The following is a 23,305-nucleotide window of genomic DNA, read 5'->3' as shown; positions in this document are numbered from 1 at the left end:
AGTACCACTATCTAGAGCTTCTAAGATAACTTAAACTAAGTCCTTCAACTTTTGATGGAAAAATAAAAATTTTGGTCTTAGCCAATAATTCTCTTAATTTTTCTCTAGGAATCTTACTTAAATATATAATCTCAATATTTCTAAATTTTGTATTTAATAATTTATCTAATAATTCTGTTCTATCTCTTACTATGACTATAATCTTTATTTTTTTATTAATATTTTTATCTAAATATTGTAAAATATATATTAAATCTAAAAATCCTTTATCTGGTGTAGCTCTACCAATATAAATTAAATCATAATCTTTACTATTATCTAATTCTTTATGAAAAATACCATTTCCAGGATCTATAGTAAATATTTTACTTTTTATTCCTAATCTTTTAAACTCATATGGATGACTTTTTGACACAGATAAATAAATTCCATTATTAAATACTTTCAATTTTATTAAATTATACAAATATTTAACTAATAGTTTATTACTTCTGTTTATTAAGAAATCATTAAGTTTAACATTTTGAAGTAAATTATAAAATTTGCTATTTTTTTCATATATATAAGAACCAACACCTGGTAAAAGTTGCATTAATTGTAATTTTTCGTTAAAATAATATTCTCTAAATAAAAAATTCTCTCCTGGATAATAAATTGGTTCACTAAATATCTTACTAAGCTTTTTATAATAGAAGATTTTTAACATTTTTTTCTTTGGAATAGGTGGTAAAACATTCGCAGACTTTAATATTTCAATTATTTTATCTTTTATTTCCTCTTCTAATAATTTTTTAGTATTTTCTATTTGTATATATTTTGTATTTCGAGGAATATATAATTCATAATCTTTTAAATATAAAAGACTAACTAATGCTCTATATACTCCTACAGTAAAATCCAAATTATCAAACATATAGATATAACCCATTTTTAATAATTTAATTTTAAATATAAAAATAATATACTCCTCAATACCATTTATTATCTCTATCTATTCTTTTTACTTTATATCCATTCCTTAAAAATTTAGATATTAATAATTGAGGGGAGCCATGTATTTCAATTACATATTCTTTTGAATATTTTAATATGTTATCTGGTAAACATAATAAAGAATATTCACATCCTTCACAATCTATTTTTGCCACAAATTCTCCTTCTTTATTATATATTTCTTCAAATGCATCTTTTATTGGTATTGTTTCTATTTTTTCATTACCTACTTCCAAGCCTGTAGCACTATAATTTATATTTATATAATTTTCTCCTTTATTACAATCTATTCCTTTATTTATTGGTATAATTTTATCTTGTAAATTATTTAATTCAATATTTTTCACTAGTGTATTATAGATATCTTTTACTGCTTCATATGTATATACTTTCTTTGCACCTCTTCTAATAAAATATATTGAACTATCTCCTACATATGCTCCAATATCTAATACAACTTTATCTTTAACATTCAGTATATTATAATCAGTTATATCTGAAACGGGAATAGAATTTTTTACATAAAATTTTCCTAAATTTTTAATATTTATAATAATTTCGTCTTCTGATATTTTTTTAATATCTTTAAGGCTAAAAAAATTATTAACAAAACCCCAAAATATACCATAATCAATTAATATACCTCTATATCTAAACTTATCCCTCTTTAGTATTTTCCTATAAAATATATATTTAGTAGTTAAAATAGGATTTCTAAAAAAATATTTAACAAATCTTAAATACATTTTATCCATTAAAAAATAAAAATAAGATAAATTTATAAATTATCTTCCTATTCCTAATCTTTCTAATAATAACTTTATATTATCATTTACAAAAAATATAAAAAATAAACTATAAATAACTGTTATTAGATACCAATAAATATTAATAGGAGTCATTATATAAAATCCAAATAATGCTAGTAAAGAGGATATAAACAATCCACTAACTGATGATATCCAAAATGCTCTTCCTGGTTTTGATTTATAGAATCTATTCCTCTCTCTAAATACATAAGGCATTAATATTCCATAAAATATAATTGCTATAAAGAAAAATGTATGTAATAGATGCATATTACTTATTTTTAATATATTTAATGCGATATATAATAATATCATCATTTCTGAAAATGTAAATATCCCCATTATACTAGCATATTTTACCAATTTTAATATATTCCATTTTTCAGGATAATTCGATCCTTCTTCATTATCGGTAGATAAAGATATAGTTTGAAAATCAATTATAAAGAAAAACAACAATATATCTATAGGTGATAATACATATAATGCTCTATGAAATAATAGTACATTTATTATAAAAGCTACCATGACAAATATTGCAATTTCAATTGTTCTATTAATTTTAGATAATATCCAAGTAACAATTCTTTGATATACAGATCTACCTATTTTAATTAGATCTACTATACCTTGTAAACCTTCAACAGTTAATACTACAGAAGCTGCAGATTTAGCTACATCTGTAGCATTATATACTGCTATACCTACTTCTGCTTGCTTTAATGATGGAGAATCATTTACCCCATCACCTGTCATACCTACTATTTCTTTTTTATCTTGTAATGATTTTACTATATAATATTTATCTTCTGGATATATTTCTGCAAATATTTCTGAATTATTTACTAGATTACTTACTTTACCTGGATTTTCTTTTAATAAATTTCTTAGTTCATTTCCAGATACTACTTTGTTTGGATCTAATCCTATACTATTACCTATTTCTTTTGCTATAGGTAATGCATCTCCTGTTAACATCTTTACTTTAATTCCTAATTCTTTTAATTTTTTAATTAATTCTGGAGTATCTTTTCTAGGTATATCATATAATGCTACTAAACCTACTGGTATCCATTTATTATTATTTTTAATAGCAACAGCAAGAGTCCTATAGCCCTTTTTAGCATATTGATCTACAATATTTTGAATATCTAATGATAATTCTTCCTTACATAAATCGTTTATAACTATATTAACTGCACCTTTAGATACATAAAATACATCATTATTATATAATACTTTTGCTTCTGTTCTTCTTGTAGATGGATCAAATGGTTTAAATTCTAATATATTATAATTATCTTTATTTATATTTAATTCTTTTAATTTATTTATAAATGCTAAATCTATAGGATCATTATTTGATATTTCTGATGCTAATGATCCATATAATATTACATCATTTATATTATAATTATCTAATGGATATATATCTGTTATAGTTAATTTATTATATGTTAGAGTACCTGTTTTATCTGAACATAATGTTGTCATAGATGCTGCATCTTCTATAGATGATAATCTTGTTACTAATGCTCCTTTCCTAGCTAATTCATATGACCCTACTGCCATAGAAATAGTTAGCATAGCTGGCAATGCTACAGGTACTGCAAATAATAATAAAGATATTACTAATGGTATAATATAAGATAATAAAAAATTAATGGATGGATTATATAAATATGATAAAATAATAGTTATTCCTCCAAATATTATAACAATAATCAATAAAGATATTACAACTTTCATAGTTAATTCTTCTATATGTAATTTTGGTTTTGCTGTAGAAACTAATTCTATTGTTTTCCCAAAATAGGTATTTTTACCGGTTTTATATACTATACAATTAGATTCTCCTCTTTTTATTATTGATCCCGAATATATTATATTACCTTTTGTTTTATCTACTGTAATAGATTCTCCTGTTAATACAGATTCGTCTATATTTAAAGATTCGTCATCCAATATAATACAATCTGCAGGAGATATATCACCTGCTCTTAATCTTATAATATCTCCAGGTACTAAATATTTTGATTCAATTAATTTCCAATTATTATCTCTTAAGACTCTTGCTTGTATTTGTAATTTCTCTTTTAATAATTCTAATGCTTTATTTGCTCTTTCCTCATGTATAAATGATATTAGAGTATTTAAAATTAATAATCCTATTACAATTAATGCATCTAAATAATTATGAACAACAATATATAGTATAGATATAAATTCTAGCATAATTGAGGTAAATGATTTAAATTTCTTCAAAAGCTTAATTATATTATTCTCCTTCTTTTCTTCTATTGAATTATAACCATATTTTTTAATTCTTTCTTGTATTTCGCTTTCAGATAAACCAGATATAATATTAGTATTAAGCTCCCTAATTATTTTATCAATATCAAATAATTCATTTTCCATCTAAATTGAGTTAATATAAATTTATATAAATATTAAATTATGAAAATTTAATTAAAAATGTACTACATCAATATAAAACGCCGTGGGTGGGATTTGAACCCACGTCCCCTTTCGGGGATATGGTCTCAAGCCATACCCCTTGGACCGCTCGGGCACCACGGCATTTAAATAAAAATATTATTACAGATAAAATTATAAAAAAGATTTATTTTGTTATTATATCTCCAAAAGCTACATATAGTATTATAATGCCTACAAAATTAATTACAGGTATTATTGTTAATATACCACCCACTTTCATCATAGAACTATTTAACTTTTCCCCTAATAAATAGAAGGTTATTCCCAGTAATATAAATCCAATTATATTTAAAAATGGAATTAATGTCAATATTAATCCTATTTTTCCAATACCTGCATTTTCAAATTCCGGTTCAATTTTAGAAAATCCATCCCACATATATATTAAACCTATTATATATATTACTATAACAATTAAAAGTAATATTACTGCGATCATTTCTCTTATAAATCCTCCAATAGTATTAAAGAAAAAGAATACTGAAAATATTGATAGCCCTAAGAATCCCGCTGTAAACGCTACCACTGCCCCGATTATATAAAATAATAATGCAGTTTTTATTTTATTTAAACCTACACTATCCATAGAATAATATAAAAATACTTATTTATAAAATTTTATATATAAATTTTAAAGCTCATATAAAATTTGATAATTTAATGAAAATAAATCAATAATATTAATAATCCTATTATACCGACGAAAGGAATAGCAGATAATATTCCTCCTATTTTAATTTTATCATTATTTTCTAATACTCCTATATTATAAAATCCTATACCTACTAATATACTTCCAATAAAAGATGTAAATGGTATTATATATAAAAGAGCCCCAAACTTTGCTAAACCAAACACACCTTTATTAGTTACTTTCTCATATTCTGCAAATCCTTTCCATAAATAATCAAGACCAAAACCACCAACTAGGATTATAATTATTGAAAAAATCAGTAATAATGTAAAAATTTTAAGAACAAATAGTAATATAATAAATAAAATAAATATTAATAATGCTACAAATAGATACTTTAATCCTGTTTTTATATAATTTTTACCCATAAAAACATTTCTTTGATTTGGACGAGGATAATACCTATTATTTGGATAATAAATTGGAACAGATGGACTTCCTATCTGCATAAATTATTTACTCTATTCTTTCATTTATAAGCTTTATATTTTCAGGTTTCAGATAATTGATAATCTCTTTTATTATATCTGATAAATTTAAATAATCAGAAGATATATAAACAAAACAATAATCTATCTTTTCCCAATAATTCAACGATAATAAAAATTTATCTGTTTCTAATAAAAACGAAGAAAATTTTTCGTCATCTCTTATAATAATTTTCTTATTTTTTATATAAAGATTATATTTACTTATAATATAATCAAAAAATTTATATATTTCAGCCTCAGAAAATAAAAAATTATTTTGAATCGACCTAAATATTGCTTTTATTTCCATAAGATACTCTTTCCAATATTCTTTTATCTATATCTTCTTCTGTTCCACCAACATCTACAGACTTTATAATTTTTAATATAGCAGGATTCTTGACTGCTAATCCTACCGTTAAGCAACTACCTGTTTCCAATTTTGTTAATGCTTCGAAATATTCTCTAGATAGATATGGACAAGTCTTTCTTATAAATTCTAAATCTTTAGGATTTATTATCTTCAATAATATAAAGGTATTTATCTGGGATATTATATCTTCAGAAATATTTGATGGTATCTGAGATATTAATAATAAACCTAAACCAAATTTTCTACCTTCTCTTGCTATTAAAGAAATTTTATTTGATACATTTGTATATTTTGCAGCGAATCTATGTGCTTCTTCAATAATTATACCTATGATATCTGTCCTATTATTTAATTTCCATGATTTATATTTTTCATATAATAACTCTAGTATAATATCCAATAATATTCTTTGCTCTTCGATAGATAGAGGATATAAATCTATTATAAGCATATTCGGATTAAATCTATTATTCTCCATTAATATTGCCTCATCTCCTTCACTTACTATAGATATATCATTAAAAGATCCTTCTCTCATATTTTCAGATAATTTATCTATTAAATCTTTTATATCATCACCAGTATCATTTATATCTCTTGGAAATAACTGCCAATCTTTTATCCTTAATAATCTAGAATATAATGATCTTATAGTATCTTCTTTATATCTTTCAAATATTTCTGAAGGTTCTCTTCTATTAATCATATCAAATAATTTATTTATAAATTTTGGATCTTTTGATAGCAATTTGGATAATAAAGAAAATACATTGGAAGCCTGTTTACCAGAAATACCTAAAAATTCTTCCATATAATCAATTAATAGATTTAATCTTACCTTTCCAATATATACTTTAATATTTTTATTTCTTTCATATGCTAACTTTTCTAAAAATTCTTTTTCTTTTTGACTAAAAGTTATTATAATAGCATTATCATATGATAATATATAATCTCTATGAACATCAAATAGTATAATTGGTATATTTTTATTTTTTAATTGATTAACTATATGAGCCACAGTAGTACTTTTTCCAGATCCAGTAATACCAAATATACCTGTATGCCTGATTATGAGATTTTTTATATTAATATCTATATTAAATTCTTCATTTTGTAAATATATTTTACCTATTGGAATTAATGTTCTAGGATCATCAAAAGAATATATTTTATATATTTCTTCTTTAGTTGGTAAATATATTATATCCCCAGGACTTGGTGGTATTATTGGTTTTTCTGAATACATTTTATTATCCTTTATAACTCCCAAAAATATTGCTTTACCTATAATTAAATATTGAGCCTTTTGCATTTTTCCATAGATAACGTCTATTGCATCATAATCAAATAATCTATCTTCTTCAACTGATTCTGACCTTAGATCTTCTATTATAGCAAAATAATCATAATTATTTATTCTAACTTTCAATATACTACCAATACCTATAGTATATCTATTTTTTGGGTCAACAACAAAATAAAAATATTCCGTAGTAGCCTCTTTATATACAAAACCAATGTTCATTTATAATAGTTCATTATATATTTTTAAATGTTTTTTACTTATTTAATTTAATGCCTAATAAATCTAAATCAATAGTATCAGAAGAAAACAATATAAAAGATGTAATACGTCTAGCAGGAGTAGAGATAAATGGTCACAGACCGGTATATCTAGAACTACTTAAAATACCTGGAGTAAATTGGAGGTTCTCAAATGCAGTATGCTTTGTATTAAATTTAGAAAAAAATAGACCTATAGGTTCATTATCTGACGAAGAATTAGAAAAATTGGAAGATTGTCTAAAAAATCCATTGAAGTACAATATTCCAGAATGGTTCCTAAACAGAAGAAAGGATATATATGATGGAAAAAGCAAGCATATAGTTGGTTCTGATTTACAAATACAGGTAAAGTTTGATATAAAAAGAGAAATTGACTTAGGAACATGGAAAGGAAATAGACATCAGTATAAATTACCAGTAAGAGGACAAAAAACAAGATCTCATCACAGATTTGGAAGATCAGTAGGTGTGGTAAAAAATAAAGAGCAAAGATCCCAACAAGAAAAACAACAATAAGATGTGGAAACCTAAAAAAAAGTGGGAAAAACCTGGAACACCATGGAATAAAGAGAATATAGAACATGAAAATATATTGATAAGAAATTATGGATTAAAAAATAAGAAGGAGTTATGGAAGGCTCAGACTATTGCAAGGAAGATAAGATTTTATATAAGGTATCTAAATGCTCAGAAAGCAGCAGGTTTTGATGTAATAAAAGAGGAAGAGAGGATAAGATCTAGGTTAGTTAGGCTAAAAATACTGAATAAAAATTCAGATATAACGGAAGCATTAGGTATTACAGAAAAAGATATATTAGAAAGAAGATTACAAACGCTAGTTTATAGAAAAGGATTAGCAAAAACAATAAAGCAGGCTAGACAACTGGTAGTACATAAACATATAATGGTCGGAGATAAAGTTATCTCATCTCCAAGTTATTTAGTAAAAGAAGACGAAGAGGACAAGATAAGATATAATGAATACTCGAATATTAGCAAAGATAAATTATTTAAAATCGATAATAAAGAAATAGCTAGTTTATCCAACGAGGGAGCTAATCAATCTTCTAATTAGTCCTTTCTTCTTCTCTTTTATTTCTTTAGGTTTCTTCTTTCTCTTCATTCGTATCATGGTCTTATTTAACCTTGTTATACTTTTATTTAACATAATAACAGATAGATTAAATTGTTGCATCATTTCTACTTGATTTTTTAATTCTTTTATTGACTGATCCAGTTCTGAAATACTATAAGGTACTTTTTCTTCCATCTTTATAAACTCTATACCTTTTTTTAATATATCCTTTATACTGTATCCCCTTCTCTTTAACTCCTCTAGATCATTTTTTATATCTCCAATATAGACAGTAGTTGAATCTTTATTCATAATTCATATAAAAAGTATCTTAAAATTTATATATTATATTGAAAAGATTTATATAGATGATATATAAACTTTTCTATATTATTTATAAATAAAAATTGTTATACCTATTATATAATAAAATAAATAGTGATTATCCGACTAAAAATTTTTTATTACTGTATAATCATCCTAATATATAACATGTTATCAATCGTAATTCTTTATAAATCAAAAGTAGCCACCTAATAGATAATATATCATATTTATAATCTATAATACTTATATATTAAATATATAAATTTTATCAAAAAAATTTATATATAATAAACAATGTCGTATAATCTTTTATTATTTATAAATGTTGTACCTAATATATCCTCATACCAGAATATAGTAGGTTCTTCATTTGGTAGTAAATGAAAGAAAATATTAATAAATTGTACAAAAAATATATTAAAATGTTAGAATATTGTAAATTACCTTATGAAAACGAAAAATATGATGTTATAATAAAAGAAGAATCTGATACAGATTATAAATATGGTTCTGATCCTTGGAACAGGCCTATAAATATATTATTAAAATATTCTATAATAAATTTGGATAAACCAAAAGGACCCACATCCCACCAGGTATCTGGATGGATAAAAAATATATTAAAAGAAAAAGTAGGACATAGTGGAACATTAGATCCAAAAGTTACAGGGGTATTACCGATAGGTGTAGGAAGAGCTACAAAAATATTAAAACTATTGCTGGAAGCCGGAAAAGAGTATATTGCATGGATGCATATACATAAAGATATAAATGAGGATCTTGTATTTGATACTTTGAAAAAATTCCAAGGAGATATAATTCAAAAACCACCGCTAAAATCTGCAGTAAAAAAGATTCCTAGAAATAGAAAGATCTATTGTATAAAAGTATTAGAAGTAGATAGCAGAGATTGGCTATTACAAGTCTCTACGGAAGCAGGTGTTTACATAAGAAAATTAATAGATGATATTGGTAAATCTTTGGGTACAAAAGCACATATGCAACAATTAAGAAGAGTTAGAGTAGGAGAATTAAAAGAAAGGGGAAAATATCCTTTAGTAACGTTACAAGATATTATAGATTCAATATATTTTTATAATAATGAAAAAAATGAGAAATATATAAGAAAAGTATTTTTACCACCAGAAATAGCAGCAGATCATTTAAAAAAAGTTTGGATACATGATTCTGCGGTAAATTCAATAACTTATGGATCTAATTTATTTGTTAAAGGGATATCAAAATTATATTCTAATATAAATAAAAATGATCTAGTTGCAATATTTACGCTAAAGAATGAAATAGTTGCCGTTGGAAATGCACTAATGAGTTCTAAAGAGATTATAGAATCTGAAAAAGGCGTTGCTATAGATATAGAAAAAGTATTTATGGAAAAGGATATATATCCTAAGGCTTGGAAAACTAAAACTATAAATTAGATAAATAAGACGCATAAGTTTTCCTGTCCTTTAAAATTCTGCTTATTTCTGATAATCTTTTATCATCTTTATATATTTCACTTAATATATTTAAATTATTTCTATGATATCTTTCAAATTCTTCTTTCGTAAATGGTTCTACTATATTTTTGTTTTCATATTGTTCATATCTACCTAAGTTAATTATTAAATATTCAAAATCTGGATTTACAGCTTTTCCAGGATATAACCTTCCACCTTCATATAATTTTACTACTACACCCTCCATAAAATCTGTACTATCAGGTTTTATATATCGTAAACCTCTACTAATCTCTGAATCGCTTTTTATTTTATTTTTCATCTTAGGATTTATTTCTGTTCTAAAATATGACTCTCCATTCAATACGATATGTACTAGTTCTTCTACAGTAGAAGGACCAGCTCTTACAAATCTGGGAGAAACATAACCATTTTCTATCAAAAATAAATATTTATCCAAATAATCTAAATATCCTTTATCTTTTTCGTAGACATCAAAACAATATGAATAAGAAGGCAAATTCTTATAAAATATTGTATGAGTTTGTTTTAGATCTTCACATATTAATATTATATTATCTAGATTTATTATAAATTGCTTTCCATCTAATTTCTCTTCAGCAATCGATTTTTTAGATTTTAATATCTGCTCTTGAGTTTGAGTATCTAGTATATGTTTTCCTTTTATATTAAATTGTGGTATATTAAACCTATATACTTTATAAGTCAAAGAATCCATTTTTTTTATGTTTTTCTATCATTTTATTATATAAATCATCCTTTTTCTTCTCTTCTAAATATTTTGATATTTGTTTTATATTTTTTCCTTGACTAATATTTTCATACAATTTATCAGGACTAACTATGACTATATATCTGAAAACTTTAGGATTATCTTTTACAATTCTCCCATCATAAGTTAATATAATTGGGATATAATTTTTACTTCTACTAAAATAGTAAGCCATATCCAAATGTGGAAGATCACTAAGATCTGTAAATAAAACAGTTGCAGACTGAAAATCTTTATATAAATTTATTTCAATCCCGTAGTATTTGTCAGTAATAGAGATCTTTCTATCCTTATATCTTTTAATTCCTCTATATTTTATATCTATTATATATCCATCCTTGCCAACTCTATACTTTATATCTTCTATTAAATAGTTTGGTTTATATCTATTATAAAAATCTTTTGGTATTTTATATCCGTATAAAATATTATACAAATCTTTCTTTTGTTCTTTATTATCAATATTCCTAATAGCTTCTTCTATAGATTTCTTAGATATAGCTACTTTGTACTTTACTTTATTATTCTCTAATTTTTCTAATAATTTTTCTAAAGATGAACCTTTAATTAATATATTGGCATCTAAATATAATAAGTAGGATCTGTTATCATCCATTAGTAATAATATTTTAATATATCTTATAAACCTTATGATTAACTTTTATAATGATAGTATTAGGTATTGATGAAGCAGGGAGAGGGCCAGTAATTGGTCCAATGGTTATAGCAGGATATTCTATAGATGAAAGGTACATTGATGATCTAAAAAATACTGGTGTAAAAGATTCTAAGCTATTATCTCGATTAGAAAGAGAAAAGATATATAATCAAATAATATCTTTACCAACAAATAATTATAAATACAATATAATAGATCAAAAGATAATAGATAAATATGTTGAAAAAGGGAGACTAAACTATCTAGAATTTGAAAATATGGTAAATATAATAAATTATATAGATCCAGATAAAGTTATAATTGATTCTCCACTAGTCGATACAAAAAAAGTAATAGAATATATAAAGAATAATATAAATAAGGATATAAATATAATAGCTGAGAATAAGGCAGATAGAAAGTATCCGATAGTCTCTGCAGCTTCAATTATTGCAAAGGTAAATAGGGATTTAGAAATAGATAAAATAAAAAAAACTCTAAATATGGATTTTGGATCTGGCTACCCATCAGATCCTCGAACAATTCAATCAATAAGGAATAATTATGATGAATTGAAATATTATTTAAGACACTCTTGGTCAACCGTAAAAAAGATAAAAGAAGAAAGACAAAGAAATATACACGACTTTTTTAAAAAATAAGATTAGGTAATAAAATTAGTCCAATTATTAAATTAATTATTACTATAAAACCAATTACTGCATATTTTTTATCTTTTTCTTTTATATACTTTATTGTTTCTAAAACCACTTCTAAAAATGGAAATGTCACAATAAATAAGTATAATATAGTATTATATTTCACTATAATACTATTATATAAAAAAACTATTATTATAGAGATAATAGATAATAATATTACTACATAAAGAAAATACTTTTGCATATTATATAATATATTGGTAAATTTCGTATCTATCTGATTTTCCTTAATATATTCTTCTATCTCTACATTTTTATATTCTTCCTTTCTCTTTATTTTTCCCAATAATATAGAAAAGACGGATATTAATATCGGAACTAGATATATCAAGATATTATTATTATAATTTATTCCTTCCAATAACATCTTTATACCTAGATAAGACACAAATAATATAAATATTGATCTAATATAATTATCATTTAATCTTAATAATAATTTTGTACCAATAATTGCGCCAAATAAAACTCCCAATGCTGATATTGGAAAATATAAAAACGGTATATAACCAAACTTCAAATATAAAATCGAAGAATTGTCTGCCGTAACACCAATCATAAAATTACTTGTAGTAGTACTTACCTTAATAGGTAGATTCATTATTAAATCTAAACCCAAAACTTTTAAAACACCAGAACCTATACCTAATAAACCGGATACAAAACCTGCAAATAGCATGATTATCCAACCAAAATACCACCTAACACCATCATAATATATTATATTACTTCCATCTTTATATTTACCAAATAAATTAAAGAAAAAAGTTGTTTTATCAGGTTTATCCGGATGATATTTTGTCTTTAAATTTTTTACAATTAATAATAAAGAAGAAGATAGTAATATTAAGCCAAAGGATATATATATTACAAAATATAGATTATGAGTATAAAAATAGTTATTTGTTAAGGATCCAAAAATAGCGCCCAATGTAGTTGCAGTAAGCAAGCTTATAGCAATATTTGGATTTGATATCTTTTTTATTAAATATTCTTTGGAAGAGGATATAGAAGTAATTATAGTAGACACTAAAGAGTCTCCAATAGCTAAGTGTAATGGAAAAGATAAGAATATATTTAATATAGGAACTAAAAAAGTACCACCACCCAGACCAGTTAATGCACCAATTATTCCAGCGACTAAACTTACAACAAATAGTAATAACATTGTAAAAAATATATCCATGTATTAGAATAAATATTTAAAAAAATATAAAATTTATTTTATTGCTATCTTTGTCCTATTTAGCAATATCTTTATACTATCATTTATAACAAATATACTAAATAATGAGTATATAGATATAAATATTATATCAATAATTTTTATTGGTTCTATAATACCGAATCCAAATATTCCAATTATTGTAGAAGCTAGTATATCTATTATTGTTGAAATCAATAATAAATTACTTGGTCTCGACTTATAGAACCTATCTGATTCTCTAAATACAAATAACATTAATAGCCCAAAATACATTATTGATAAGAAGAATAAAGATTGCAAATATGCGATGCTTCTAATGTCTAAATAAAAATAATAGAATATAAACAAAAATAATTCCTCCATAAATGAAAATAAACTTAGTATACCTGAATATAATACCAATTTTCTAATATCCCAGCTCTCTGGATATTGTGATGGTTTTACATTATCTGTTCCTATAGCAATAGTAGGAAAATCTTTTAAAAAAAAGAATAGTATAGCGCCTTCTGAAGAAACCAATAATATTGGTTGATGTAATATAATCTCAGTAAATATAAATACAATCATAACTAATAAAGATATCTCAATTACCCTATTTATTTTCAATAAAATCCAAGTAACAATTCTTTGATATACAGATCTACCTATTTTAATTAGATCTACTATACCTTGTAAACCTTCAACAGTTAATACTACAGAAGCTGCAGATTTAGCTACATCTGTAGCATTATATACTGCTATACCTACTTCTGCTTGCTTTAATGATGGAGAATCATTTACTCCATCTCCTGTCATACCTACTATTTCTTTTTTATCTTGTAATGATTTTACTATATAATATTTATCCTCTGGATATATTTCTGCAAATATTTCTGAATTATTTACTAGATTACTTACTTTACCTGGATTTTCTTTTAATAAATTTCTTAGTTCATTTCCAGATACTACTTTATTTGGATCTAATCCTATACTATTACCTATTTCTTTTGCTATAGGTAATGCATCTCCTGTTAACATCTTTACTTTAATTCCTAATTCTTTTAATTTTTTAATTAATTCTGGAGTATCCTTTCTAGGTATATCATATAATGCTACTAAACCTACTGGTATCCATTTATTATTATTATTATTTATTGCTACTGCTAATGTTCTATATCCTTTAGATGCATAATTATCTATTATTTTTTGGATATCTCCTGGAACATTTTCTTTACATAATTCATTAAATATTGTATTTACTGCACCTTTAGATACATAAAGTACATCATTATTATAAGATACTTTTGCTTCTGTTCTTCTTGTAGATGGATCAAATGGTTTAAATTCTAATATATTATAATTATCTTTATTTATATTTAATTCTTTTAATTTATTTATAAATGCTAAATCTATAGGATCATTATTTGATATTTCTGATGCTAATGATCCATATAGTATTACATCATTTATATTATAATTATTTAATGGATATATATCTGTTACAGTTAGTTTATTATATGTTAGAGTACCTGTTTTATCTGAACATAATGTTGTCATAGATGCTGCATCTTCTATAGATGATAATCTTGTTACTAATACATTACTTTTAATTAATTCTAAAGAACCCAATGATAATGTAACTGTTATCATTACTGGTAATGCTACAGGTACTGCAAATAATAATAATGATATAACTAATGGAACTATATTTGATAGTATATATAATAAACTATGATAATATAAAAAAGATATTATTAGTACAATTGACGAAAAAAATCCAGTTATTAATAATAAATTTTTTACTACAGAACTTGTAATCTCTTCTATATGTAATTTTGGTTTTGCTGTAGAAACTAATTCTATTGTTTTCCCAAAATAGGTATTTTTACCGGTTTTATATACTATACAATTAGATTCTCCTCTTTTTATTATTGATCCCGAATATATTATATTACCTTTTGTTTTATCTACTGTAATAGATTCTCCTGTTAACATTGATTGATCTATATTTAATATATCATTTGATAATATAATGCAATCTGCAGGAGATATATCACCTGCTCTTAATCTTATAATATCTCCAGGTACTAAATATTTTGATTCAATTAATTTCCATTTACCTTCTCTTAAGACTCTTGCTTGTATTTGTAATTTCTCTTTTAATAATTCTAATGCTTTATTTGCTCTTTCCTCATGTATAAATGATATTACTGCATTTATTATCAATAAGGATATAACTATTATCGCATCTTCTATCTTTCCGAATATAATATACAATATAGTAATAAATTCTAACATTATAGATGTAAAAGATTTAAATTTCCTCAAGAATTTAATTAAATTACTCTCTTTCTTTTCTTCTATTGAATTATAACCATATTTTTTAATTCTTTCTTGTATTTCGCTTTCAGATAAACCAGAATTTATATCAACACTCAGGTCTTTTATAATATCATCAATATCAAAATTTTCATTATTCATAAAATAATAAGCTTCATTTAAAGCTTAAATATTTAATTATATTTCATAAGATATTATTTATATGGCTAAATATGTTATATTATTTACTAAAGAAGATAAAAATTCTTTGGAAAAAGTAATTGAATTTTCCAAGGCTCTAAAGAGCAGTGGTGCAGAGGATGTAAAATTATGCTTTACTTTAGAGGGAATAAAGATGTTGGATAAGAGAAATGAAGAATATAAATTAATAATATCAAGACATCTTCAAGATCTAAATAAATTAAATATAAAAGTAAACTCTTGCAAAGATTGTAGTCTAAAATATAACATAGATGAAGAAAATATAATATATAAGGATGAAATCTTCAGCTTCGAAGTATTAAATAAACTAGTAGATCAAGGCTATCACATAATTACCTTTTAATTTCTATAATTTTTCCTTCTATATTATCTTTAAATATATCATCATGAGTACATAATAAAATTTGGTAACCATCTAATAACTGTAATAACTCTGCTAAAGATAATCTGACATTTTCATCCAAAGATTCTGTAGGTTCATCTAATAATATAAATGAAGTTCTAATATCTAATAAAGAAGAGATGGCTAATCTAATAGATAAATCTAATAATTTTGTTTGCCCACCACTTAAACCAGCATCTTCTACAGGTTTTTTTAATTCCTTGTTATCTATATTTTTTATTATATATATTGTAAATATCCTTTCATCCTTATTTTTCCCTTCCTTAATCTCAATACCAACATCAACAATATCATTATATCTATACAATTTTTTAAAATAATATCGAAACGCATTTGATAAATTTAATGCAACCTTTTCCCTTCTATTTTCTATAAACTTCAATATAATGTTATATAATGATCGTAAATTATTTATATTCTTTGATATTTTCTTATTATTTTCTAATATAATATTATAGCTATCTAATTTATTCTTATAGTTTTTTATTAATTCTGGTTTTATATTTTGATAAATTCTTAGTTCATTATCTATATCATTTAATTTTTCCTCAAAATCTTTTAATGAAGAATAATTATTTTTTTTATATATATTTTTTATTTTTTCTAGATTTTTTTTCATATTTTCAATATTTACAATATCTTTCCTCACTAATGATATTTCGTCTTTGATATTGTTATAATCTTTCTTTAAATTCTCTAAAGCTTTTGATATCTCATAAGACTTTATATAGTTGATAGTATCATTTAATATATTATATTCCTCGATTTTATTTAGTTCCTGATTTAATTGATTAATTTTTGAGTCTATTTTCATTTTTTCATTTTCTATATTATCTATGTCTATATTTTTTGATTTTAATCTTTCTTTTAAATACACAAAATTCTTATATTCATTATATATATTATTATATAGGTTATCTATATCTTCTTTATCCTTCAATAATTTGCTTAACTCCCTCTTATTATTATCTAATTCAATATTATATCTTTCTACCAATTGCTTATGAAGGTCTTTTTCCAAAGGTCTTTTACAAACTGGACAATCTGTAATTTCCTTATTTAATATATCTAAATATTCTTGATCTTCCTTTATACTTTGTTTTAATATCAGTATTTTTTCTTCTATATCCTTTTTCTTTTCCTCTAATTTTTTATATCTATCTTCTACATCTAGAGAATTTATATATTTTACAATATCATTATATAAATCTTTATTTTCCCTTATATTATACTCTATATCCTTCTTATTGATATCTTTGTACTCCTTTAATTCTTCTAATCTCTTATTTATATATTCAATAGACTTATCTAATAATTCTTTAGAATAACGCTCATATTTCAAAGACCTTCTTTCGGATTCTAAATTAATTATATTTTCATTCAAATTTTTTTCCTCTTCCTCTAATTGTAATAACTTATTTTTTAGATATCCTTCTTGAGATATTAAATCATAATTTATTGTATTTTCCAAAGTTTTTACTTCTAAATAATCTTTGTATAATTCATCCCTTATTTTCTTTAAATTATTATATTTGTCTAATTCCAATATAAGCTCATTAATATCCCTATCTCCGTATAAATTTCTATAGGTCTCTATATCTTTATATAATTCAGCCCTTTGATTTTCATTGTATTCTTTCTGCCTTTCTAGATCTCTTACCAAACCTTCTATGACCCTTAAAATATTTGAATAATATTCTATATCAAATATATTTTCTAGTTTTTTTGTTAATTCAATCTTTCCAGATAAATTAATATATCTACCTAGATCTCCTTGTTTTATATATACTATATCGGCAAATTTTTCAATTCTATTTATATTTAATATTTCCTTTATTTTTTTATTTACTAAATCAGGACTAGATACTATAATATGATCATTTAGGTATAATACTGCCTTTGAATCTCCTGTATTATTTATAATTCTAACAATTTTATATAAATTATTATTATCTTGCAATTCTAACTCTACCTTGGTAGAAGAACTACCATATCTAATCATTGATTGAATACTACTAGCGCCTATATATGACAACGAATCTCTACCAAACAAAGCAAACAATATTGAATGAAATATAGAACTTTTGCCAACTCCATTTTCACCTATAATAATATTTTTTTCCTCTAATCCGATATTTAAACTTTTATGGTACTTAAAATTCTCTAAATTTAAACTTTTTATTATCATTTTATTAAATTTTTATATAATATATCTCTTATTCGATCTATATCGCTACTTTTATTAGAATAAAATTCTTCAAATGTACTTTTTATATTATTAAATAACTCCAATAATTCTTCTTTATTGTTAACAAATATATTATTATCAAATAAGTCATTTATATTACTCTCATCTTTTATGATATTATATTCTTGATTCATAGAATATAGATCATCAATTATATAATATCCGGATGAAATCAATTTATCTATATAATTTTTAATACTTATATATAAATCTTTATTATATTTTAACTTTAATTTAATCAAGGTTTCTTTAGATCTTTTACCAATATAATCTTTTAATCTATTTAAATCCTCTTCATTATTTATTATATCTTCATATATGTATATAGGTCTAGAATTAACTTCAATAAAATCAATATTATCGCTATAGTAATAAAATCCTTTCTTTATATTTTCTTCATCTTTAGATAAAGAGGTTCTCTCAGTAGAACCTGGCAATGAGAATATAATATCATCATGAACCTCGAGATGACTTTTATGGAAATGTCCAAATCCATAATAATCTGCCTTAGGAAATATATTCAAGGGCAATATTCTAGGTTCCTTACCATAACCCTCTAATATATTATTTGGAAACATATTTACAGCGCCATGGAACAAGAATATCCTAAAACCATTATTTTCAAGATTTATATTACTAAATAATTCTCTATAATATTTATTTAATTGTTCTCCAGCCAGATTAGATGGTTCTGAGACTCCGTATATATAAACATCCTTAATTATATAAGGTTCTCTTATATTTGCCTCTTTTATAAGATCCAGTTTTTTAAACAACTCCAGTACATTTTGTCTATGACCCTTTACATCATGATTTCCTTTTATAAATATAAGAGGAATATTATTATTTTTTAATTTCATCAAAATATCCAATACTTCTATTATAAATTTTGAGTCGAATCTAAAATAATCATCAAAAAAGTCACCGGAATGTATTATGAAATCAACCTTATTATTTATAGAAAATTCAATTGCTTCTTTAAATGTTTTTAAGAAATCTTTTTTTCTAAGTTCATTATATTGAATTGGTATTTGGCAACCTAAATGCGTATCTGATATATGTACAAATTTCATTGAATATTAATATCTAAAAATTTTTTATTTATATATCCAAAATATTCTTTTATAAAATTATATATTTTATCCTTATTTTTATTATAATCATCAAAACTTATCTTCAATAATATCGAATTATCAGAATATCGTATTCTTATTATATAATCTTTAATATAATCTTTGTCTATCCTTAAATATAAATTACAATTTTCGTCAAAATTAGAATTATTTATGATATCATCAATATTCAGGCCGTGATATATCAAATTCGAAAATAATATATCTATGGCATTTTTATTAGTTAATGTTAGTTCATAAATAATCAAATTATTGCTTATAAGTCCTTTGTCTTTACTATAGGTTTCTTTGATATATTTTCTATCAATACCACTTATAAATACATTCTTTAATTTATCTATAATATTTCTATCATCCCAATCATGAACTATTAATCTTAAATATATTTTAGATATCTTCATAACCAGAGAGTTCATTAAAAATTTATAAATTATAAAGTATTTTTAACCTATATGAAAAACAGATCGCAAGGTCTACCATTAAATGTAATAGTCCTAGCAATAATTGCTATATTGGTACTTGTATTCTTAATATTAATATTTACTGGCGGATTAGGTAGATTTACAACTGGTATAAGTAGTACAGGTCCAACTACTCAACAAATAAATTCTACCCAATGTGCAGAGTACGCCGGAACTGTTCTATCTGAAATAGAATCTAGTACAGATCCAAATACACAAATAGATCTATTCTCAAGTTCTTCATATTGTTCTTATTCTTGCTACAACACATATCCACAATCATTTACCTTAAGTAATGGATCAACAATAGTATGTAATAGCGGCGGATGCCAACTAGATGGCCAGGGCTCTAATTTATGCTCAGCAACTGGCTAGAATATCATTTTTAATAAAATCAAACAAAATATTTTTTGGAGATTGCTAAATCTCAAATATTTTTAATATTAAATGATAATTTATATTTATGATAGATAAAAATAATATTTTATCTATTTTAAATATTTCAAAAAATAAACTAGATGACTTGATTAAAGAAAAATATAAACAATATAATAACTTAATTGATGAAGACACCGCGATATTATTAATATTAAAAGATTACGGATTATCTTTAGAAGATATATATAATATAAAATTAAAAAATATATACCAAAATATTAAAATTAATCAAATTAAATTAAAAATAAATAAAATATTGTATAAAGATCAAGAAAAGATTATTTTGGAAGTCGGAGATGAAACAGGACTAGTGAAATTATTACTAAAAGATCCAAGATGGAAAGAGATATCATATATATTAAAAGAAAATAATAGTATATTAGTAAAAAGACCGGTAATATTAAATAACTATTTCATAACACTATATATAAATAATATATACAATATAAAAAAGATTGAAGAAGATATAGAAATAAAAAACAAATATTATCTATCTATAAGATATATAAAATTATTAAAAAAAGATGATGATAAATATATAGTCTTAACAGATAATTTTACAATACTATATATAGATAAAAAATATGAAATAGATAAAGATAAAACATATATAATAAAATTTTACAATAAGAAACCCTTGGAGATTATAGAACTAAAAACCTACTAATCTAATCAACTTATCTGTATCATTATAATACATATCTAATATTTCTCCTACTTTTTTATAATCTCTCACATTATTCTCAAACATATATTCCAATACTCTAATCTTAAATTTAAAGTTAGTTTCTATATCGCTTTTAGACCAGTTTCTTAATTCTGCTATCTTATTTAATACATTACTATTTTGAGGAATATATGAATCATCTTTCGGGTCCCAATAATATGATACTACTCTATTTATATCCTTCTTTTCTTTGTCATAACCTAAAATTTCATATATCTTATCTACTCTTCTTACATATCTACCCTGATATCTTATTCTTTTCAAAAATATTACATCATCCAATATCTCTAATAGAGAGGGAGGTAAATTTATTGGAGGAGATAATAGCCTATCAGTCAATGCTTCTATACTCTCTGCGTGAATTGTACTTAAACCTGCGTGACCTGTAGCCATCGCTTGGAACAATATATATGCCTCTTCACCTCTAACCTCACCAACAATTATATAATCCGGCCTTTGTCTTAATGCAGCTTTTAATAAATCGAACATACTGACCTCTCCATACCTATTCGGACCATATCCTGGCCTTGCTACCTCTTGTAACCAGTTAGAGTGGGGTAATCTTAATTCTGCAGTATCCTCTATAGATATTATCTTTTTACCTGGTTTAATAAATAAGGAAACTGCATTTAAAAAAGAAGTTTTACCAGTTGCTGTACCTCCCGATATTAACAAAGATCTTCCTTCTTCTATTAATGTCCATAAATATGCTAACATATTTGTATCTGCTGTACCATATAATAATAAATCTACAGGCGTAAATGGATCTTCTGTAAACTTTCTTATTGTAAATGATGAACCTTTTCTAGATATATCTTTACCAAAAGTAATTTGGAGTCTAGAACCATCTGGTAGTGCTGCATCTAATAGTGGATTTGATATAGATATCATTCTTCCTGTTCTTACCGATAACTTTATGACAAAATTATCTAGTTCTATATCAGAATTAAATTTTATGTTTGTTTTAATCTCACCGATCAATGGATTTCTATGGAAAATAAATATTGGTATATCAATACCATTACATGATATATCCTCTATATATGGATCTCTCATGAGAGGATCTATTATACCATAACCAATTGTATCTCTGATAATATAATATAATATATATGGTAATCTTTGATTAGTTATCTTTACCCCCTTTTCTTTTAATATATTAATCGATTCCTCAACTATATAATCCTTCATCCTATCAAAATCATTTTCCCTATTCTCTGGTATTTCAATTCTTTTAATTAATTTATCTATAACATAGTCTATTATATTTTTTTCTTGTACAGTTATTGGTACTTCAACAACATTATACACTAATTCATTTAAATTTTGATCTATAGAAATATCAGCATAAGAGAATATAAAATCCTTATTAAGGACTCTCATTTTTGTTAGTGGGTATCTATATTCATTTTCCTCATTATTTACTCCGTATAAATCTATAAAAAATTTTAATTTATCCTTATCTGTTATTTTTCTCTGACCTGCTACTGGAATACTCAATAAATTTATATCTTTATTTAATTTTTTAGCTTTCTTTTTGAATTTTTTTGGTTTATATGGATATGTTTGTAATATAGGAATTATTTGATTACTATTTTGCGAACTACCAGCTATATTGGTATTTATTTTTTCGATTCTAAATCCTCCTTGATTTAATTTATTTTTTAATTCAATTTTTTTCTTTACAGTATCAAGTACAGAATCAATAAATTCATCAATATCCATA

Annotated in this window: 23 protein-coding genes and 1 tRNA gene; 7 read left to right on the top strand and 17 right to left on the bottom strand. The window is 23.8% G+C overall.

What is annotated here, in order from left to right; genetic code table 11:
- Window positions 1-7 precede the first annotated feature (7 nt).
- The 8 genes from MJ2HA_RS01315 to MJ2HA_RS01280 all read right to left on the bottom strand — a co-directional run bounded on the left by MJ2HA_RS01315 (window position 8) and on the right by MJ2HA_RS01280 (window position 7,366).
- A complete protein-coding gene (locus tag MJ2HA_RS01315; protein ID WP_258393466.1) occupies window positions 8-928 on the bottom strand; it encodes a glycosyltransferase in 921 nt (306 codons plus the stop codon).
- A 40-nt stretch (window positions 929-968) separates the two neighbouring features.
- Entirely contained in the window at window positions 969-1,748 is a 780-nt protein-coding gene (locus MJ2HA_RS01310) for an FkbM family methyltransferase (protein WP_258393465.1), read from the bottom strand.
- Between the two features lie 30 nt (window positions 1,749-1,778).
- Window positions 1,779-4,220: a plasma-membrane proton-efflux P-type ATPase gene (locus MJ2HA_RS01305; protein WP_258393464.1), complete on the bottom strand. Its 2,442-nt coding sequence runs from the start codon at window positions 4,218-4,220 to the stop codon at window positions 1,779-1,781.
- 78 nt (window positions 4,221-4,298) lie between these two features.
- A tRNA-Ser gene (locus tag MJ2HA_RS01300) sits at window positions 4,299-4,382 on the bottom strand.
- Window positions 4,383-4,425: 43 nt separating this feature from the next.
- On the bottom strand, window positions 4,426-4,887 hold the full coding sequence (locus tag MJ2HA_RS01295; RefSeq protein ID WP_258393463.1) for a DUF973 family protein: 462 nt from the start codon (window positions 4,885-4,887) through the stop codon (window positions 4,426-4,428).
- A gap of 71 nt (window positions 4,888-4,958) precedes the next feature.
- Window positions 4,959-5,444, bottom strand: a complete 486-nt coding sequence (locus MJ2HA_RS01290; protein ID WP_258393462.1) for a DUF973 family protein — start codon at window positions 5,442-5,444, stop codon at window positions 4,959-4,961.
- Window positions 5,445-5,451: 7 nt separating this feature from the next.
- Complete coding sequence (locus MJ2HA_RS01285; RefSeq protein ID WP_258393461.1) at window positions 5,452-5,775, bottom strand: hypothetical protein; 324 nt, start codon at window positions 5,773-5,775, stop codon at window positions 5,452-5,454.
- Complete coding sequence (locus MJ2HA_RS01280) at window positions 5,753-7,366, bottom strand: ATP-binding protein (RefSeq protein ID WP_258393460.1); 1,614 nt, start codon at window positions 7,364-7,366, stop codon at window positions 5,753-5,755. Before MJ2HA_RS01280 ends, MJ2HA_RS01285 begins: the two co-directional genes overlap by 23 nt.
- Before the next feature lie 50 nt (window positions 7,367-7,416).
- Between MJ2HA_RS01280 and MJ2HA_RS01275 the strand changes: the two genes are divergently transcribed.
- A complete protein-coding gene (locus MJ2HA_RS01275; protein ID WP_258393459.1) occupies window positions 7,417-7,923 on the top strand; it encodes a 30S ribosomal protein S13 in 507 nt (168 codons plus the stop codon).
- A gap of 1 nt (window position 7,924) precedes the next feature.
- A complete protein-coding gene (locus tag MJ2HA_RS01270) occupies window positions 7,925-8,482 on the top strand; it encodes a 30S ribosomal protein S4 (RefSeq protein ID WP_258393458.1) in 558 nt (185 codons plus the stop codon).
- Here MJ2HA_RS01270 and MJ2HA_RS01265 read toward each other — a convergent pair.
- Window positions 8,447-8,794 (bottom strand): hypothetical protein, encoded by a 348-nt coding sequence (locus tag MJ2HA_RS01265; RefSeq protein ID WP_258393457.1) that lies wholly within the window; start codon window positions 8,792-8,794, stop codon window positions 8,447-8,449. The two genes, MJ2HA_RS01270 and MJ2HA_RS01265, sit on opposite strands and share 36 nt — an antisense overlap.
- Before the next feature lie 437 nt (window positions 8,795-9,231).
- On the opposite strand from MJ2HA_RS01265, the gene MJ2HA_RS01260 reads away from it, so the two are divergent.
- Complete coding sequence (locus tag MJ2HA_RS01260) at window positions 9,232-10,248, top strand: RNA-guided pseudouridylation complex pseudouridine synthase subunit Cbf5 (RefSeq protein ID WP_258393584.1); 1,017 nt, start codon at window positions 9,232-9,234, stop codon at window positions 10,246-10,248.
- Here the strand turns inward: MJ2HA_RS01260 and MJ2HA_RS01255 are convergent.
- Window positions 10,238-11,008 carry an RNA ligase family protein gene (locus MJ2HA_RS01255; protein ID WP_258393456.1) on the bottom strand — a complete coding sequence of 257 codons (771 nt, stop codon included), beginning with the start codon at window positions 11,006-11,008 and terminating at the stop codon, window positions 10,238-10,240. The genes MJ2HA_RS01260 and MJ2HA_RS01255 overlap by 11 nt on opposite strands.
- On the bottom strand, window positions 10,989-11,678 hold the full coding sequence (locus tag MJ2HA_RS01250) for a hypothetical protein (protein ID WP_258393455.1): 690 nt from the start codon (window positions 11,676-11,678) through the stop codon (window positions 10,989-10,991). Before MJ2HA_RS01250 ends, MJ2HA_RS01255 begins: the two co-directional genes overlap by 20 nt.
- A 50-nt stretch (window positions 11,679-11,728) precedes the next feature.
- Here MJ2HA_RS01250 and rnhB point away from each other — a divergent pair, with 50 nt between their 5' ends.
- Window positions 11,729-12,382 (top strand): ribonuclease HII, encoded by a 654-nt coding sequence (gene rnhB / locus MJ2HA_RS01245; RefSeq protein ID WP_258393454.1) that lies wholly within the window; start codon window positions 11,729-11,731, stop codon window positions 12,380-12,382.
- Here rnhB and MJ2HA_RS01240 read toward each other — a convergent pair.
- Both MJ2HA_RS01240 and MJ2HA_RS01235 read right to left on the bottom strand, forming a co-directional pair.
- On the bottom strand, window positions 12,372-13,628 hold the full coding sequence (locus MJ2HA_RS01240; protein WP_258393453.1) for a sulfite exporter TauE/SafE family protein: 1,257 nt from the start codon (window positions 13,626-13,628) through the stop codon (window positions 12,372-12,374). The genes rnhB and MJ2HA_RS01240 overlap by 11 nt on opposite strands.
- 33 nt (window positions 13,629-13,661) lie before the next feature.
- Window positions 13,662-16,109, bottom strand: coding sequence for a plasma-membrane proton-efflux P-type ATPase (locus tag MJ2HA_RS01235; protein ID WP_258393452.1), 2,448 nt, complete (start codon window positions 16,107-16,109; stop codon window positions 13,662-13,664).
- A gap of 61 nt (window positions 16,110-16,170) precedes the next feature.
- Between MJ2HA_RS01235 and MJ2HA_RS01230 the strand changes: the two genes are divergently transcribed.
- Window positions 16,171-16,512 carry a DsrE family protein gene (locus MJ2HA_RS01230; protein ID WP_258393451.1) on the top strand — a complete coding sequence of 114 codons (342 nt, stop codon included), beginning with the start codon at window positions 16,171-16,173 and terminating at the stop codon, window positions 16,510-16,512.
- Here MJ2HA_RS01230 and MJ2HA_RS01225 read toward each other — a convergent pair.
- From MJ2HA_RS01225 to MJ2HA_RS01215, 3 genes are read right to left on the bottom strand one after another with little or no spacing between them, the layout of a single operon-like run.
- Window positions 16,502-18,760, bottom strand: a complete 2,259-nt coding sequence (locus tag MJ2HA_RS01225; RefSeq protein ID WP_258393450.1) for an AAA family ATPase — start codon at window positions 18,758-18,760, stop codon at window positions 16,502-16,504. The two genes, MJ2HA_RS01230 and MJ2HA_RS01225, sit on opposite strands and share 11 nt — an antisense overlap.
- On the bottom strand, window positions 18,757-19,893 hold the full coding sequence (locus MJ2HA_RS01220; RefSeq protein ID WP_258393449.1) for a metallophosphoesterase family protein: 1,137 nt from the start codon (window positions 19,891-19,893) through the stop codon (window positions 18,757-18,759). Before MJ2HA_RS01220 ends, MJ2HA_RS01225 begins: the two co-directional genes overlap by 4 nt.
- A complete protein-coding gene (locus tag MJ2HA_RS01215) occupies window positions 19,890-20,354 on the bottom strand; it encodes an RNA-binding domain-containing protein (RefSeq protein ID WP_258393448.1) in 465 nt (154 codons plus the stop codon). The genes MJ2HA_RS01220 and MJ2HA_RS01215 overlap by 4 nt, the downstream gene beginning before the upstream one ends.
- Window positions 20,355-20,405: 51 nt before the next feature.
- On the opposite strand from MJ2HA_RS01215, the gene MJ2HA_RS01210 reads away from it, so the two are divergent.
- Window positions 20,406-20,789 (top strand): hypothetical protein, encoded by a 384-nt coding sequence (locus tag MJ2HA_RS01210; RefSeq protein ID WP_258393447.1) that lies wholly within the window; start codon window positions 20,406-20,408, stop codon window positions 20,787-20,789.
- Window positions 20,790-20,877: 88 nt separating this feature from the next.
- Window positions 20,878-21,519 (top strand): hypothetical protein, encoded by a 642-nt coding sequence (locus tag MJ2HA_RS01205; RefSeq protein WP_258393446.1) that lies wholly within the window; start codon window positions 20,878-20,880, stop codon window positions 21,517-21,519.
- On the opposite strand, the gene MJ2HA_RS01200 is transcribed toward MJ2HA_RS01205, so the two are convergent.
- On the bottom strand, window positions 21,505-23,304 hold the full coding sequence (locus MJ2HA_RS01200; protein WP_258393445.1) for a type II/IV secretion system ATPase subunit: 1,800 nt from the start codon (window positions 23,302-23,304) through the stop codon (window positions 21,505-21,507). The genes MJ2HA_RS01205 and MJ2HA_RS01200 overlap by 15 nt on opposite strands.
- Window position 23,305: the final 1 nt, after the last annotated feature.

It is taken from the genome of Nanobdella aerobiophila, from assembly GCF_023169545.1.
Taxonomy (GTDB): Archaea; Nanobdellota; Nanobdellia; order Nanobdellales; family Nanobdellaceae; genus Nanobdella; species Nanobdella aerobiophila.
This window is presented reverse-complemented; position numbering and strand designations above follow the sequence as displayed.

Excerpts from the sequence above, each read along its gene's own strand:
- MJ2HA_RS01240 (WP_258393453.1), bottom strand. The coding sequence starts at position 13,628 with ATGGATATATTTTTTACAATGTTATTACTATTTGTTGTAAGTTTAGTC.
- MJ2HA_RS01255 (WP_258393456.1), bottom strand. The coding sequence starts at position 11,008 with ATGGATTCTTTGACTTATAAAGTATATAGGTTTAATATACCACAATTT.
- MJ2HA_RS01290 (WP_258393462.1), bottom strand. The coding sequence starts at position 5,444 with ATGCAGATAGGAAGTCCATCTGTTCCAATTTATTATCCAAATAATAGG.
- MJ2HA_RS01230 (WP_258393451.1), top strand. The coding sequence starts at position 16,171 with ATGGCTAAATATGTTATATTATTTACTAAAGAAGATAAAAATTCTTTG.
- MJ2HA_RS01305 (WP_258393464.1), bottom strand. The coding sequence starts at position 4,220 with ATGGAAAATGAATTATTTGATATTGATAAAATAATTAGGGAGCTTAAT.
- MJ2HA_RS01265 (WP_258393457.1), bottom strand. The coding sequence starts at position 8,794 with ATGAATAAAGATTCAACTACTGTCTATATTGGAGATATAAAAAATGAT.
- MJ2HA_RS01210 (WP_258393447.1), top strand. The coding sequence starts at position 20,406 with ATGAAAAACAGATCGCAAGGTCTACCATTAAATGTAATAGTCCTAGCA.
- MJ2HA_RS01200 (WP_258393445.1), bottom strand. The coding sequence starts at position 23,304 with ATGGATATTGATGAATTTATTGATTCTGTACTTGATACTGTAAAGAAA.
- MJ2HA_RS01250 (WP_258393455.1), bottom strand. The coding sequence starts at position 11,678 with ATGGATGATAACAGATCCTACTTATTATATTTAGATGCCAATATATTA.
- MJ2HA_RS01215 (WP_258393448.1), bottom strand. The coding sequence starts at position 20,354 with ATGAAGATATCTAAAATATATTTAAGATTAATAGTTCATGATTGGGAT.
- MJ2HA_RS01280 (WP_258393460.1), bottom strand. The coding sequence starts at position 7,366 with ATGAACATTGGTTTTGTATATAAAGAGGCTACTACGGAATATTTTTAT.
- MJ2HA_RS01270 (WP_258393458.1), top strand. The coding sequence starts at position 7,925 with ATGTGGAAACCTAAAAAAAAGTGGGAAAAACCTGGAACACCATGGAAT.
- MJ2HA_RS01225 (WP_258393450.1), bottom strand. The coding sequence starts at position 18,760 with ATGATAATAAAAAGTTTAAATTTAGAGAATTTTAAGTACCATAAAAGT.
- MJ2HA_RS01285 (WP_258393461.1), bottom strand. The coding sequence starts at position 5,775 with ATGGAAATAAAAGCAATATTTAGGTCGATTCAAAATAATTTTTTATTT.
- MJ2HA_RS01260 (WP_258393584.1), top strand. The coding sequence starts at position 9,232 with ATGTTAGAATATTGTAAATTACCTTATGAAAACGAAAAATATGATGTT.
- MJ2HA_RS01205 (WP_258393446.1), top strand. The coding sequence starts at position 20,878 with ATGATAGATAAAAATAATATTTTATCTATTTTAAATATTTCAAAAAAT.
- MJ2HA_RS01295 (WP_258393463.1), bottom strand. The coding sequence starts at position 4,887 with ATGGATAGTGTAGGTTTAAATAAAATAAAAACTGCATTATTATTTTAT.
- MJ2HA_RS01275 (WP_258393459.1), top strand. The coding sequence starts at position 7,417 with ATGCCTAATAAATCTAAATCAATAGTATCAGAAGAAAACAATATAAAA.
- rnhB (WP_258393454.1), top strand. The coding sequence starts at position 11,729 with ATGATAGTATTAGGTATTGATGAAGCAGGGAGAGGGCCAGTAATTGGT.
- MJ2HA_RS01310 (WP_258393465.1), bottom strand. The coding sequence starts at position 1,748 with ATGGATAAAATGTATTTAAGATTTGTTAAATATTTTTTTAGAAATCCT.
- MJ2HA_RS01315 (WP_258393466.1), bottom strand. The coding sequence starts at position 928 with ATGGGTTATATCTATATGTTTGATAATTTGGATTTTACTGTAGGAGTA.
- MJ2HA_RS01220 (WP_258393449.1), bottom strand. The coding sequence starts at position 19,893 with ATGAAATTTGTACATATATCAGATACGCATTTAGGTTGCCAAATACCA.
- MJ2HA_RS01235 (WP_258393452.1), bottom strand. The coding sequence starts at position 16,109 with ATGAATAATGAAAATTTTGATATTGATGATATTATAAAAGACCTGAGT.